Origin of the sequence: Butyrivibrio sp. LB2008 (genome assembly GCF_000621565.1) — a bacterium.
GTDB lineage: Bacteria > Bacillota > Clostridia > Lachnospirales > Lachnospiraceae > Butyrivibrio.
In genome coordinates, this window is record NZ_KK211307.1 from 250,445 (window position 1) to 264,056 (window position 13,612).

General features: G+C 41.1%; 12 protein-coding genes. All 12 read left to right on the top strand.

Annotation, left to right across the window (positions count from 1 at the left end; translation table 11 throughout):
• Window positions 1-100 precede the first annotated feature (100 nt).
• From T356_RS0115865 to T356_RS0115920, 12 genes are read left to right on the top strand one after another with little or no spacing between them, the layout of a single operon-like run.
• A complete protein-coding gene (locus tag T356_RS0115865) occupies window positions 101-1,069 on the top strand; it encodes a hypothetical protein (RefSeq protein ID WP_026515340.1) in 969 nt (322 codons plus the stop codon).
• Between the two features lie 26 nt (window positions 1,070-1,095).
• Window positions 1,096-1,578, top strand: a complete 483-nt coding sequence (gene rlmH, locus T356_RS0115870; RefSeq protein ID WP_051563498.1) for a 23S rRNA (pseudouridine(1915)-N(3))-methyltransferase RlmH — start codon at window positions 1,096-1,098, stop codon at window positions 1,576-1,578.
• Window positions 1,575-2,624, top strand: a complete 1,050-nt coding sequence (locus T356_RS0115875; RefSeq protein ID WP_026515342.1) for a PhoH family protein — start codon at window positions 1,575-1,577, stop codon at window positions 2,622-2,624. The genes rlmH and T356_RS0115875 overlap by 4 nt, the downstream gene beginning before the upstream one ends.
• Entirely contained in the window at window positions 2,611-3,822 is a 1,212-nt protein-coding gene (locus T356_RS0115880; protein ID WP_026515343.1) for a hypothetical protein, read from the top strand. Before T356_RS0115875 ends, T356_RS0115880 begins: the two co-directional genes overlap by 14 nt.
• Window positions 3,806-4,309 carry an rRNA maturation RNase YbeY gene (gene ybeY, locus T356_RS0115885; RefSeq protein ID WP_026515344.1) on the top strand — a complete coding sequence of 168 codons (504 nt, stop codon included), beginning with the start codon at window positions 3,806-3,808 and terminating at the stop codon, window positions 4,307-4,309. The genes T356_RS0115880 and ybeY overlap by 17 nt, the downstream gene beginning before the upstream one ends.
• Window positions 4,310-4,333: 24 nt before the next feature.
• A complete protein-coding gene (locus T356_RS0115890; RefSeq protein WP_026515345.1) occupies window positions 4,334-5,965 on the top strand; it encodes a hypothetical protein in 1,632 nt (543 codons plus the stop codon).
• A gap of 11 nt (window positions 5,966-5,976) precedes the next feature.
• A complete protein-coding gene (locus tag T356_RS0115895) occupies window positions 5,977-7,215 on the top strand; it encodes an aminoacetone oxidase family FAD-binding enzyme (protein ID WP_026515346.1) in 1,239 nt (412 codons plus the stop codon).
• Between the two features lie 34 nt (window positions 7,216-7,249).
• Entirely contained in the window at window positions 7,250-8,962 is a 1,713-nt protein-coding gene (locus T356_RS0115900; protein ID WP_026515347.1) for an NAD(P)/FAD-dependent oxidoreductase, read from the top strand.
• A 23-nt stretch (window positions 8,963-8,985) separates the two neighbouring features.
• Complete coding sequence (locus tag T356_RS0115905; protein ID WP_035781373.1) at window positions 8,986-9,588, top strand: 5-formyltetrahydrofolate cyclo-ligase; 603 nt, start codon at window positions 8,986-8,988, stop codon at window positions 9,586-9,588.
• Window positions 9,589-9,606: 18 nt separating this feature from the next.
• The gene (locus T356_RS0115910; protein ID WP_026515349.1) at window positions 9,607-10,848 is read left to right on the top strand and encodes a glutamate-5-semialdehyde dehydrogenase; all 1,242 of its coding nucleotides are present in this window, start codon (window positions 9,607-9,609) and stop codon (window positions 10,846-10,848) included.
• Entirely contained in the window at window positions 10,848-12,497 is a 1,650-nt protein-coding gene (locus T356_RS0115915) for a class II aldolase/adducin family protein (RefSeq protein WP_026515350.1), read from the top strand. The genes T356_RS0115910 and T356_RS0115915 overlap by 1 nt, the downstream gene beginning before the upstream one ends.
• Before the next feature lie 8 nt (window positions 12,498-12,505).
• Entirely contained in the window at window positions 12,506-13,558 is a 1,053-nt protein-coding gene (locus T356_RS0115920; RefSeq protein ID WP_035781375.1) for a S66 family peptidase, read from the top strand.
• Window positions 13,559-13,612: the final 54 nt, after the last annotated feature.

Sequence of the window (13,612 nt, forward strand, 5' to 3'; positions counted from 1 at the left end):
CAGAAATACTTTGCTTCCGTTCCTTTTTTTATTCCCTTTTTGCGCGATTTAATGGATAGAATGTGATATAATGAATGAGATTATGTAATGGAGAATACGTATGGACAGAGACACAAACGTTAAAGTTGCGATGACTGCAGGTATACTCTCGGTTATTCTTTTAATTCTTGCGGGATGTCTGTTGGTTTTCAATAATACAAACGATAAAGACGATGACAGTGAACTGGATAAGAATATCACGGAATATGCAGGCAGCTCACAGGAGAGCAGCGAGATAGATGTATCTGCGATGAGTCTGACGGCGGCTACGGTCAGTTCAACGGATTCTACCGTTTCCGGAAACAGCTTCTATATGACTAAGGGAGTCGTTTTTAAGGATATATATAAGGGCGTTGAATATAATTTGGAGACGCAGCTAAATGAGATGTATGTTTACTGGTCAGAGAACAATATGGCTGCGGTAAGCGATCTGGCTCATCTTGAGAGATATGAAGCCATGTCGTATTCGCTTAATTATATCAATGATTTCTATTACTATGGCGATACCGATTCTGAAGGGAAGCCAAATGGAAAAGGACTTGCCGTTTACAAAGATGGTTGCTACTATTTCGGAGACTGGGTAAACGGAGTAAGGCAGGGTACGGGAGCCTGGATAAATTTCTATCCTTCGTACAGTAACTATGTTGTTACAGAGCATTCGTATCTCGGAGCCTGGGAGAACGACCTTCCTACAGGCGAAGGCCAGGAACACTACGATTACAATCCGGAATATATGAACGAAGAAGATATATATTTGCAGAATGCCATCGGTATATTCAAGGATGGCAAGTATGACGGAGAGATGTATATTATCATCATCGATCCCGACGGATATACTACGGAATGGGTTGGGAACTGCAAAGAAGGCAAGTGGTCTTCTGTAGAAAATGCTTCCAATGACGAAGAAGGCAAAATTCCTGTGCTCAGTCGCAAGAGTGACAGTGATGAACATATTTACATGTCGGAAGAAGGCCTTTCCAATAACGGAATCGGAGGCATCGTGACGGGTGGAAAGCCTGTAGATAAGTGATTTAAAAAAGATGATTGGAGATTTTTTTGAGTAATATCAGTATCGTTTGCGTCGGCAAGATCAAAGAAAAGTACTGGAATGATGCAATCGCAGAATATTCCAAGAGGCTTTCGAGATATTGTAAGCTAAACATAATAGAAGTAGCCGATGAGAAAACTCCTGACAATGCTCCGCCTTCTGTCGAGGAGCAGATCAAGAAAAAAGAAGCGGAGAGAATTTTAAAGAATATTGATGAAAGAGCCCATGTCTGCGTGCTTGCAATAAAAGGTAAGAAGTATACATCGGAAGCTTTTTCTGAATATATAAGTTCACTGGGAGTTAACGGAACCAGTCACATACAATTTGTCATCGGCGGATCGCTGGGACTTCATGAGAGCGTTCTTAAGAGAGCGGATTCATCGATCAGCTTTTCGGACATGACATTTCCTCATCAGATGATGAGAGTAATTCTTTTGGAACAGATTTACAGAGGTTATAAAATTTCCTGCGGAGAACCATATCATAAATGAGTGAGATTACAGAACTTAGATTGGCGCTTACAGCTGAGGATGAGCGCAATATATTTGGCGGAAACGACAGTTATATACGCAAGATAGAAGACAGCCTTCACGTCGAGATCATCGACAGGAACGGCGAGCTTCGCATAATAGGTGAAAAAGAGGGAGCAAACAAGGCTTCAAGTATAATACGTGAGCTTGTTCAGCTTTCGAGAAGAGGCTCGCATATAGAAGAGCAGAGCGTCGATTATGCCATCTCGTTAAAAGAAGATGCTGCCAAAAACAAGGATGTCACGCAGAATGATAACGTCCTTGTTGATATAGACAGAGATATTATCTGTCATACCGTCTCGGGTAAGCCGATAAAGCCTAAAACTCTCGGACAGAAGAAGTATATTGATGCGATCAGAAACAAGATGATCGTTTTCGGTCTCGGACCAGCCGGAACGGGTAAGACTTATCTTGCAATGGCAATGGCGATAACTGCCTTCCAGAGGGAAGAAGTCAGCAGGATAATACTGACAAGACCTGCCATTGAAGCCGGAGAGAAGCTCGGATTTTTGCCCGGAGACCTCCAGAGCAAGGTCGATCCGTATCTCAGACCTTTATATGATGCTCTTTACCAGATAATGGGTACGGAGAATTTTATCAAAAATATGGAAAAAGGGCTTATTGAAGTTGCACCTCTTGCTTACATGAGAGGAAGAACTTTGGATAATGCCTTTATTATTCTCGATGAGGCACAGAATACAACACCTGCGCAGATGAAGATGTTCCTTACAAGAATCGGATTCGGTTCCAAGGTAATTATCACGGGTGATGCGACTCAGAAGGATCTTTCGGCTGATGTCAGATCCGGACTTGAGATTGCGGGAAATGTCCTTAAGGGAATAGATGATATAGCTTTTTGCACACTTACAAGCAGCGATGTTGTGAGACACCCTCTTGTTCAGAAAATTGTTAAGGCCTACGAAGATTACGAGAAGAAGGCCGAGAACAAAAAGAAAAAGAAGTCTATACAAAAATTGGAGAAGCGTTCAGACAATGGCAAACGATAAGATTTCGAGTGTGAAAGTCAAATTGTTATACGCGGCAATGCTCATTTTTACTGGAGTTATTGTCTTTGCTTTTTCTTTCTTTACGGATAAAAGCTATGAAGCTACTATGAGAAATACAATCGTCTCTGTCGCGATAGCGGGAACGATCATATTTATGCTTGTTGACGCCGTATCCGACGGTCAGAGCAGATTGTTATATGATAACAATGTGGTCAGAAACCGCTTCGTTGCGGGCTATTTTGTTGCGCTAATTTTTGCCTGCGTTTTTAGCCTTATACCTAACGTATTTTGGCCTTATATGTCACTTTTTGTCATGCTTGTGCTCTTTTCAAATGCTGAGATAGGTATGGTTGCGGGGATCGGAATGGTTTCAATCTCTGTTATGCTTGAAAAGAACGGAGGCTGCGGAGAACTGTTTATGTATGTTCTTGCAGGAGCGGTCGCTGTTGCGATGTTCAGAGATCTGGAAGAGGATACCGAGATAGGAATTCCGACATTTATTTCTCTTTTGATGCAGGCGGTATTTCTGGTTGCATATAATGTCCTGTTCCTTAACAGGACTTTTTCTGCGCTTTTGCTTCTTTCACCTGCTATCAATATTATGCTTAATCTTACCATCCTGCTTATATTCCTAAACATTTTCGGTGTTTATGTTATAAGACGGACGAATGATATGTATATGGTTATCAATGATGCGGATTTCCCGCTTCTTGTTACTCTCAAGGAAAAAAATAAAGATGAATATTTCAGGGCTATTCACACTGCATATATTGCAGAGAGAATGGCGCTCGGACTTAATATAAATGCCAGAGCCGTAAAGAACTGCTCGTATTATCACAGGATAGGAGTTCTTGAAGGAAAATCTGATTGGGATGATGTCAAACATATCTACGCCGATAACAGTTTCCCGACTGAGGCGATGGATTTTTTGCATGATTATATAGAACCCAAAAAGAATGAGCCGAAATCCAAAGAGGCGCTAGTTGTTCAACTTGGGGAACTGCTTATAGCATCCATAATGTATCTTCTTAAAAAGGACAAGGATGCGAAGATAGATTACGATAATCTTATTGATTCTATCATAGATAAAAAAGTTTCCGACGGAGAGCTTCGCGACTATGATGTTACGTTCAGGGAACTTGAGGTTATGAAGAAGATAATGAAAAAGGAGAAGCTTTATTATGACTTTTTACGTTGAGAATGAGACGGGAGCTCTCTTTGATTTTGATCCCGAAGAAGTTGCGACTGTAGTTGCAAAAGAGGTTTTAAGATCCGAGGGGTGCGACAAAGAGGTGGAGATAAGTCTCACGATCACCGATGATGACGGGATACAGGAACTTAACAGGCAGTTCAGGGAGATAGACAGGCCGACTGACGTTCTTTCTTTTCCAAATGTTTCGTATGATGAGCCCGGTGATTTCTCTGTTATGGACGGAGAGCAGAAAAACGACCTTCTGAATCCGGATACCGGAAATATCATGTTTGGCGATATCGTTGTCAATGAGAACAGGGTGAGAAGTCAGGCTGAAGAATACGGACACAGTACAAAGAGAGAATTTGCTTTTCTTATCGCTCACAGCATGCTTCATCTGTGCGGCTACGATCACATGGAAGAAGACGAAGCGGCAGTGATGGAAAAGAAACAAAGTGATGTTCTTAATTTGCTCGGAATTACAAGAGACTGATAAAAATACAATTGGAGATCGATCATGAAAAAGTACTATGAAGAAAAAAGAATAAGACCTGATGTGCTTACTGCAGCTGTTTATTGGGCAATTATAATTCTCATGTTATATGAGGTTGTTGCTATAAGAATTTACGGAGAGAAGGGTGCGGGATATTCTGCAGGGTCTCTCGCTATTTTCTTTGCCTTTTATTGTTCTTTTGTCCTTGCGGTGCAGAAGGCCGTATGGGTTATGGTTCGAGTAAGAGCAAGAAAATCCCAGTACAAAAACGCTGAGGAGAATATGAAGAAATCTATTAAGATATTCGCGTTTACAGGCGTTGTTGTCACGATTATCTTTACTCTTATCGGACTTTATTTTTCGGATCTTTTACTTGGTTCGGAGAAGGGAAGTTTCCAGTTCCTTATATCGACATTTTCCGTTCTGTTCCTGTGCATTCAGGGTGTTGTAAGAGGATATCTTCAGGGTGTCGGATATACTAAGCCCATCGTTATTTCAGATATTTTGATGGCATGCGCAGCGTTCCTTGTGGGAACTATTTTCTCGGCTGTTATGTTCAGATACGGACTTAAGGTTAACGCACTCATGCACATTGAGGACTTTAGTGCCGTATACGGTTCGACGGGAATGATGCTTGGTCTTTTCGTTGCTTCGATAGTTGGTCTTGTACATACTTCCGTAAGCTTTTACGTAAGAAGAAATGAGCTTGAAGAGATAGGAAAAAGAAGTGCTCCTAGATATGTCGACAGCAAAAATGACGTAATGTCGGGACTTAGACCGATATTATTTATGTATGCTTCACCGGGACTTGCACTTTTGATCGATCAGATTTTCTATATGGTTCACCACAGAGCTGTCGGAAGTAAGGCAGATCCTATATATAACTACGGTATTTATGCGGGAAGAACAATTCCGCTTGTAATAACATTTTCACTTCTTTGCTGCCTTCCGTTCCTCATTGAGTGGAACAGGATAAGAGCAAGATTTGAGAGAGACGAGCCCGATAATGCGGGAGATAAGCTTTCAAGGCTGGTAAAGCATTTTATTGAACTTACTGTTCCCGTTACCCTTTTTGTATTTACTTTGGCTCCATCAATCGATACAGTCGTTTACTGGAAGGGAAATGATTTCAGTGTTGAACTTTTAAGAGTCGCATGCTTTTTGATAATACTCGTGCCTTTTGCGATATTCTTTTCATGGATTCTTTTCCATGCGGGCAAGTCGATACTTATTGTTGTGGGACTGGGAATAACATGGCTTGTTCATTTTGTGATGTTGTTCTTCTGTGGAACTCTTGGAAATATCGGATTGTACGGAGTTTTGATACCTGTGCTTGTATCATTCCTTGTTTATGACGTGCTTTCGCTTGCTATATTTAAAAAGATGCTCAAAGCAAGATATGATCTTGCCATTAATTTCGGAAGAACACTTGCGGCATCTGCTGTTGCCGGATTTGCTATCTTTTTGATCGATATGGCATTCAGTAAGAAAATAGGAGAAATACTTACGCTCATTATATGCGTGCCTGTTTTCTATTTTGCATATCTGGCAATCATGGTTATTATCGGAGGAATCGATACGAGAGAACTTAAAGGTATTCCTTTTGCAAAGCATCTTTCGGTTTTACCGGTACTTTTTAAAAATGATGAAGTATAAGAGGATTTGATTTGGGCAAAAAAGTTTATGTTGCGGGAGGTGGCGCGGCCGGTATGTGCGCGGCTGTGTATGCGGCAAGAAACGGCGCCGACGTAACTATAATTGAGAAAAATACCAGACTTGGAAAAAAACTTTCCGTTACGGGAAACGGCAGGTGCAATCTTACAAATCTCGACATGAGACCTGAATATTACAACAAGGCCGCAGAGGGAAGGATGAAGACCTGGCTTTCGCTGTACGGCCCCGAGGAGACGATAAGATTTTTTAAGTCTATAGGAGTTATCGTAAAGAGTGAAGACGGATATATATATCCTGTTTCGGGACAGGCTTCTACGGTAGTGAGTGCTCTTGAAAATGAAATTAAGAGGCTCAAGGTGAAGGTTATCACGGAGAGTCAGGTTAAGGCTGTAAAAAGAGATGAAAGCGATGGTTCTTCGTACCTTCTTATCACGAATAAAGACAAGTATAGAGCAGACAGTGTTATTCTTGCACTTGGATCTCTTTCGGGAGCAAAGAGTACAATGTCTACGGGAGATGGATATTATATTTGTAAGCAGCTTGGAATGGGCTATAAGGATACTTATCCCGCTCTTGTCGGATTTAAATGTGAAGCAGGCGATGTGATGCCGGATGCGGGAGTAAGAGCCGGGGCTAGGATTTCTTTTTTTCTTGGTGACGAACTCATAACATCCGAGAGCGGAGAATTGCAGATTTCTAAGGATGGAATCTCAGGAATTCCCGTTATGCAGGCAAGCAGAGAGGTGATAAAGTTTGTCACGGAGAAGAAGCCTATAGTTGCTTCTGCGGATTTTTTCCCTGATTATGATGATTCGGATTTTGAAGCGCTTAAAAGTGATATGCTTAAGCTTCGTGATGACAGGACTCTTGAGGAGTTTTTGCTTGGATTTGCAAACAGCAATATAAATGATATGGTCCTTAAGAAGATGAAATTGTCGCCATCCATGCATATGAAGAATATTGCAGAGAGCATGGCATCATGTATACTTGATAGATACAGAGATATACGTTTTAATATAACTGACAGCTACGGATATTTGCAGTCGCAGGTTACTACGGGTGGTATGAGTCTTGGCGATATAGGCGATGATATGTCTGTTGCAGGTAACCCCGGAATATTCTGCGCCGGAGAACTTCTGGATGTAGACGGAAGATGCGGGGGATATAACCTTCAGTTTGCATGGACAAGCGGAAGTATTGCGGGAACAGCGGCTTCTTCCATGGCAGATTAGAATAACTAAAAACTGAAGTTATTATAGGAATTATATGATAAGAATTAATCAGATCAAACTTTTAAATGATGGTAAAAATGTACGTGAACACGATGAGCTTTGCGATGTCTTGAAGAAAAAGGCAGCAAAGCTTTTGCGTATAACGGAAAATGAGATATCTGAGTTTGTGATAATGCGGCATTCGATTGATGCTAGGAAGAAACCTCAGATTTATGATGTTTTCATGGTGGACCTTAGGTTGGCAAAGGCTAAGGATAAGAAAGCCGAGGAAAAGATTGTCTCTAAGATAAAAGACAAAGGAATCTCAGTTGTTTCACCTGTTTTTTATGATTTTATGGAAAAAGCCGGTGTCATTGGCGAACTTCCATCGGGTGCGACGGATAAAAGAATCGCAGTAATAGGTTCGGGACCTGCCGGACTTTTCTGTGCATATATGCTTGCGGAGGCCGGATTTAAGCCTGTAGTCTTTGAAAGAGGCGCTGATGTCGACAAGAGACAGGAAATTGTAGAAAAGTTCTGGGAGACAGGAGAGCTTGATACCCGCACCAATGTGCAATTCGGAGAAGGCGGAGCGGGAACTTTTTCTGACGGCAAGCTTAATACCATGGTAAAAGACAAGGACGGAAGAGGACGAAAAGCCCTTTCTTTGTTTACGACTTTCGGTGCGGATAGTAAGATAATGTATGATGCCAAGCCGCATATAGGAACCGATGTACTAAGAAATGTTGTCAAAAATATGAGACAGGAGATCATTTCTCTTGGCGGTGAATTTAGATTTGAGACGCAGGTGACGGATATTGTTACTGATGGAAGCGGAGCTTTAAAGGCCCTTGTTGCAGACGGAGAAGAAATTCCTTTTGATATGGCGGTACTTGCTATAGGGCACAGCGCGAGGGATACTTTTTCAATGCTTAAAGAAAGAGATGTATCTATGCAGAAGAAGCCGTTTGCGGTAGGATTCAGAGTTGAACATCCACAGAAGCTCATAAATCTATCGCAGTACGGAATTGAGGATCCGAAATCTCTTCCAGTTTCTTCATATAAGCTTGTAATGAATACCAAAGAGGGGCGCGGCGTTTACTCTTTTTGCATGTGTCCCGGAGGTTTTGTTGTAAATGCTTCTTCTGAAGAAGGGAGACTTGCAGTTAACGGAATGAGTTACAGCAAGAGAGATTCTGAAAATGCCAATTCCGCGATCATAATAACCGTTGATCCCAAAGATTTTGGTTCTGAGGATGTACTTGCAGGCGTCGAGTTTCAGAGAAGGCTTGAAGAAAAAGCTTATAAACTTGGAAACGGCAAGATACCCGTTGAGTATTATGAAGATTTTAAAAATGCCGTTGATAAAGACGGTGCATTTAATTCGGATTCGGATTTGGATTTGGATAAAGAAACTGTCAGGTTCAGGGATTCTTTTCACCCGAATACCAAAGGAGCATATTCTTTTACAAATGTTCATGAGATATTGCCGGATGACCTTAACAAGTCTTTTGTTGAAGGAATGGAAAAGTTCGGTACAATGATAAAAGGCTACAATTCGCCGGATGCACTTATAGCAGGTGTTGAGACGAGAACTTCATCTCCCGTGAGGATAAATCGAACGGAGAACGGTGAATCCGAAAATGTTAAAGGACTTTTCCCATGTGGTGAAGGAGCCGGATACGCAGGTGGAATCATGTCTGCGGCAATGGATGGCATCAAAATTGCAGAATTAATTGTGAAAAATATAGTAGAAAGTTTTGACTAATTCAAATACAATGGAAGGTACCGATGGATAAAGATTTTATACGAAAAGATATCTTGCAAAAAAGAGACGACCTTAGTGTATATAAGATTGAGATAAAAAGTCGCGAGATATTTGAAGAGCTTATTACAAGGCCTGAGTATATCGAGGCTTCAAATGTTCTTATCTATGCTTCCGTTCGAAGCGAGGTTAAAACGGATGAGATCATACTTGATGCACTTGCGCTTGGTAAGAGAGTTTTTTGTCCAAAGGTTACCGATAAGAAAAATGGCATAATGAAGTTTATCAGGATCTACGAACCCGAGAATCTTAAGGAGGGCTTTTATGGCCTTAGAGAACCTGAGATAACGGATGAGAGTGAGATATTCGATCCCGACTTATATGCGGATGAATTAAATGTTCGCCGGACAGATGGTGAGAACACCGGTAGGACGATAGTTATCGTTCCCGGAGTTGCTTTTGATGAGAAAGGCAACAGAATAGGTTACAAGGGTGGTTTCTATGACAGATTCCTTCCAAAAGTAAGCTATGCTGATACTGTGGCACTTTGCTACAAGATTCAGATTGTTGATGAGATAATACCAAGTGAATATGATATTCCGATAAAGAGTATCATTCACGAGAAATAAAGGAGCTGGAGAACATAGATGGAACTTATTGAGATTTGCAAAAAAGCGAAAAAGGTAAAATACGAGATTCAGTGTCTTACTTCCAAAGAGAAGAATGACGCTCTTATTGCTGTTGCCGATAAGCTTGTGGCTGAAGCTGACAGTATTATTGCGGCAAATGCAAAGGATTACGAGAGAGGCGTTTCAAACGGAATGCATAAAGGACTTCTGGACAGACTTCTTCTTGATAAAAAGAGAATTGAAGCAATGGCAGAGGGACTTAGGCAGGTTGCGGCTCTTCCCGATCCCATCGGAGAAGTTATTGAGACCTTCACAAGACCCAACGGACTTAATATCAAAAAAGTCAGAGTTCCGATGGGCGTTATAGGTATAATTTACGAGGCAAGACCTAATGTTACCGCAGATGCTTTTGCCCTTACTTTTAAAGCGGGCAATGCTGTTGTATTAAAAGGCGGAAGTGATGCAATAGACAGCAATATTCAGATTGCAAATGTTATGAGAGCTGCACTCGGGGAAAGCGGCATCAATCCCGATGCGATCCAGCTTATCGAAGATACGGACAGGGCTGTTACAACTAAGTTTATGCAGATGAATGATTACATTGACGTTCTTATTCCGAGAGGAAGTGCAAGACTTATTAATGCTGTTGTCGAGAATTCTACAATACCCGTTATCGAGACAGGAACGGGTAATTGCCATATATATGTTGATAAGGATGCCGATATTGACAAGGCAATCCCTATCATTATAAATGCCAAAACACAGAGGATCGGTGTATGCAATGCCGCAGAATCTCTGGTTGTCCACGAGGATATTAAGGACAGATTCCTTCCTCTTTTTGAGAAGGCTATGAATGAGCACAATGTTGAGATAAGAGGCGATGAAGAGAGCCGCAAGCTTATGACAAGTGCTGTTTCCGCAACGGAAGAGGATTTTGGAAAAGAGTTCCTTGATTATATTATTTCTGTAAAAACGGTTAAAAACGTCGATGAAGCTATCGAGCATATTAACAAGTACAATACAAGTCATTCTGACGCAATCATTACAGAGAATGAAGAGACTGCAAAAAGATTCCTTGACAGAGTCGACTCAGCTTGCGTATATGTAAATGCTTCAACAAGATTTACAGACGGATTTGAATTTGGTTTTGGAGCCGAAATTGGTATAAGCACACAGAAGCTTCATGCGCGAGGACCGATGGGGCTTAAAGAGCTTACATCATACAAGTATCAAATTACCGGAGAGGGGCAGATCAGATAATGAAAAAGAGAAGTGGCGATTCTGAATTGCTTGCGGCGAAACAACATGTGATCGATGTGGCTAAGGAGTTACACGCGAAAGGCTATTTACCCCGTACATGGGGAAATGTAAGTTGCAGGATCGATAAAGAAGTTTTTTTGATAACACCGAGTGGTATCAGATATGAGGATATGACACCTGATATGATATGTCTGGTCAATATGAAGAATCTGAGCTACAAGGGTGAATTCACTCCTTCTTATGAGAGAGGTGTTCATGCAGCTTGCTACAGAACAAGGAAAGATGTCGAATTTGTTGTTATCACACACCAGGTTTTTGCATCTTGCGCAGGTGTTCTGGGATTAAAGAGAATATATACTTATGTTGAGGATGAAGATGTTGTCATCCCCTGTATTCCTTACGGCTTTCCGGGAAGTACCAAACTTGCCGGCAATGTTGTTACGTCTCTTAAAAAGAACAGGGATTCAGACAGTTTTATTCTGTCCAACCACGGTGCATTGTTCGTTGGTGCAAATGCGGAAGATGTTATTGAGAATATTGAGAGAACAGAGGATGCCTGTGATAATTTCCTTATGGATGTCTGCAAGACCGATATGTATCATGGCGTAGAAGAGGGCTTTGGAAGTCATCTTGAGGGCGATGAGATTATTTATGATATCGAGGATACTCCGGAGAGAGTTAAGCACATTCACAGAGAAATCTATGACAGAAGACCTGATGTAAAATATATTGTTCATAATAAGTCCGATGCCGTTATGACTGTATCAAGGACTGCAACGCATCTAAGACCTCTTTTGTTTGACTTTGCGGAACTTGTCGGATACAGTGTTAAGATTCCAAGCAATGAGCATGGAAAAGACGGACACAGTTATCATAATATTAAGAAAAATTCTAACGCCGTATTTGCTTTGAATGACGGTGCTTATTGTATAGGTGAGACTTTGGAAGATGCGGTTGCAGCGTCAATTGTACTTGATAAGGGCTGCATTGCTTATCTTGCCGCGCTTCGTCACGGAGAAGGACATCCTATTTCTTATCTTGATTGCATCAAGATGAATAAGTATTATAAAAAGACTTATTCCAGAATTTCATCCGATTATCTTGAACAGGACGATGATGAGGAAGATGAGCCTGTAGATGTAAAGAGAAGAAATATCAGAAACGATTCAAGGAAGGTTCTTAGAGAAGAAGCTGAGGAAGAACCCGGAAGAACTGCCAGAAAAGAAGTTAGGAAAGAAGTCAGAAAAGAAGTCCGTAAAGAAACAAGAAGAGAATATATTGAGGATGAGGAAGATGAGATAGTAACAAGAAAATCTTCCGGAAGAAAATTTGTCGAGGAACCTCGCAAGAAATCCGTGAAAAGATATGAAGAAGAGTTTGATGACGATGATTTTGAGGATGATTTTGAAGACGATTTTCATGACGATTTTCACGATGATTTCGAGGATGATGATTATACGGATGCATTTGACGATGAGTTTGAAGATGCAGAAGAATATGAAGACGAATACGCAGATGATTACAAGGATGACTATGCGGATGACTTGAGAGAAGACTTCGAGGAAGAATTTATAGAAGAATTCGGAGAAGACTTCAGAAATTATTCAAGAAAGAAATCAAGCAAAAAGAATAATTTCAGAAGAAGATAGAGGTGAAGATGGTTAGAAAACCGAAAAGCATAAAAAAGGGTGACAGCATCGGTATTACGGCTCCTTCGTTTGGCGCAGCCATAGAGCCGTACAGTTTTCTGATTGATATAGCCGAGGATAAGATTAAAAGCAGAGGATATAATATTATCGAGGGCAAGACCGCGAGAATGGGTGACGGACTTGGGATAAGTACGGATCCGAAGGTTACCGCGGCAGAACTTACGGAGTTTTATAAAAGAGATGATATCGGTGCGATCATTTCCGCCGGTGGCGGAGAGCTTATGGTCGAGACCATCGGTAATATTGATTTTGATGTCATAAAAAACTCTGAGCCCAAGTGGTTTGTAGGTTATTCGGACAATACAAGCTTTTTGCTCCCGCTTGTCACGATTGCAAATACCTGCGGAATATACGGCCCTTGTATATCAGGATATGCGAAGGAGTGGGAAGGAACCGAAAATGATGCATTTGCTCTTTTAGAGGGTACAAAAAGCGTTTTTTGCGGATACGAAAAGTTCGTTAAACCCAAAGAGGAGAAGGAAGAAGTAGATTATTCCAAGCCGTTTTTTTACGACTGTGATGCCAAAAAGATTCTTACAAATTTTGACTGCTCTTCAAAGAAAGCTGAGAAGACGACGGAAAGAATCGGTATGGAGGGCATTCTTCTCGGAGGGTGTATTGACGTTATGGCCAATATGATCGGAACAAGATTTGATAAAGTTGCGGATTTTGCAAGAAACTGCGATGAGGGAATCTTGTGGGTTATGGAGAATTGTGAGCTTAGTCCGATGAGCTACAGAAGAGCAATCTGGAATATGAAAGAAGCCGGCTGGTTTGAAAATACAAAGGGCTTTATCATCGGAAGAGCGTTGGGCTGCTTTGAAGGCGACCTGATGGGAGTTAATAAATATAACGCTGTAACTGATCTTTTGCAAGAGTTTGGTGTTCCGATAATATTTGATGCAGATATAGGTCATATCGATCCGATGCTTCCGATAGTGATGGGAGCTAAGGCAAAAGTGTCTGCAGACAGTGATAATCTTGTGATTGAATATTTATAACGTTATAATATAAAAAAAGAGAGACTTTTGAGAAAAGACTATGGAGGAAATGCT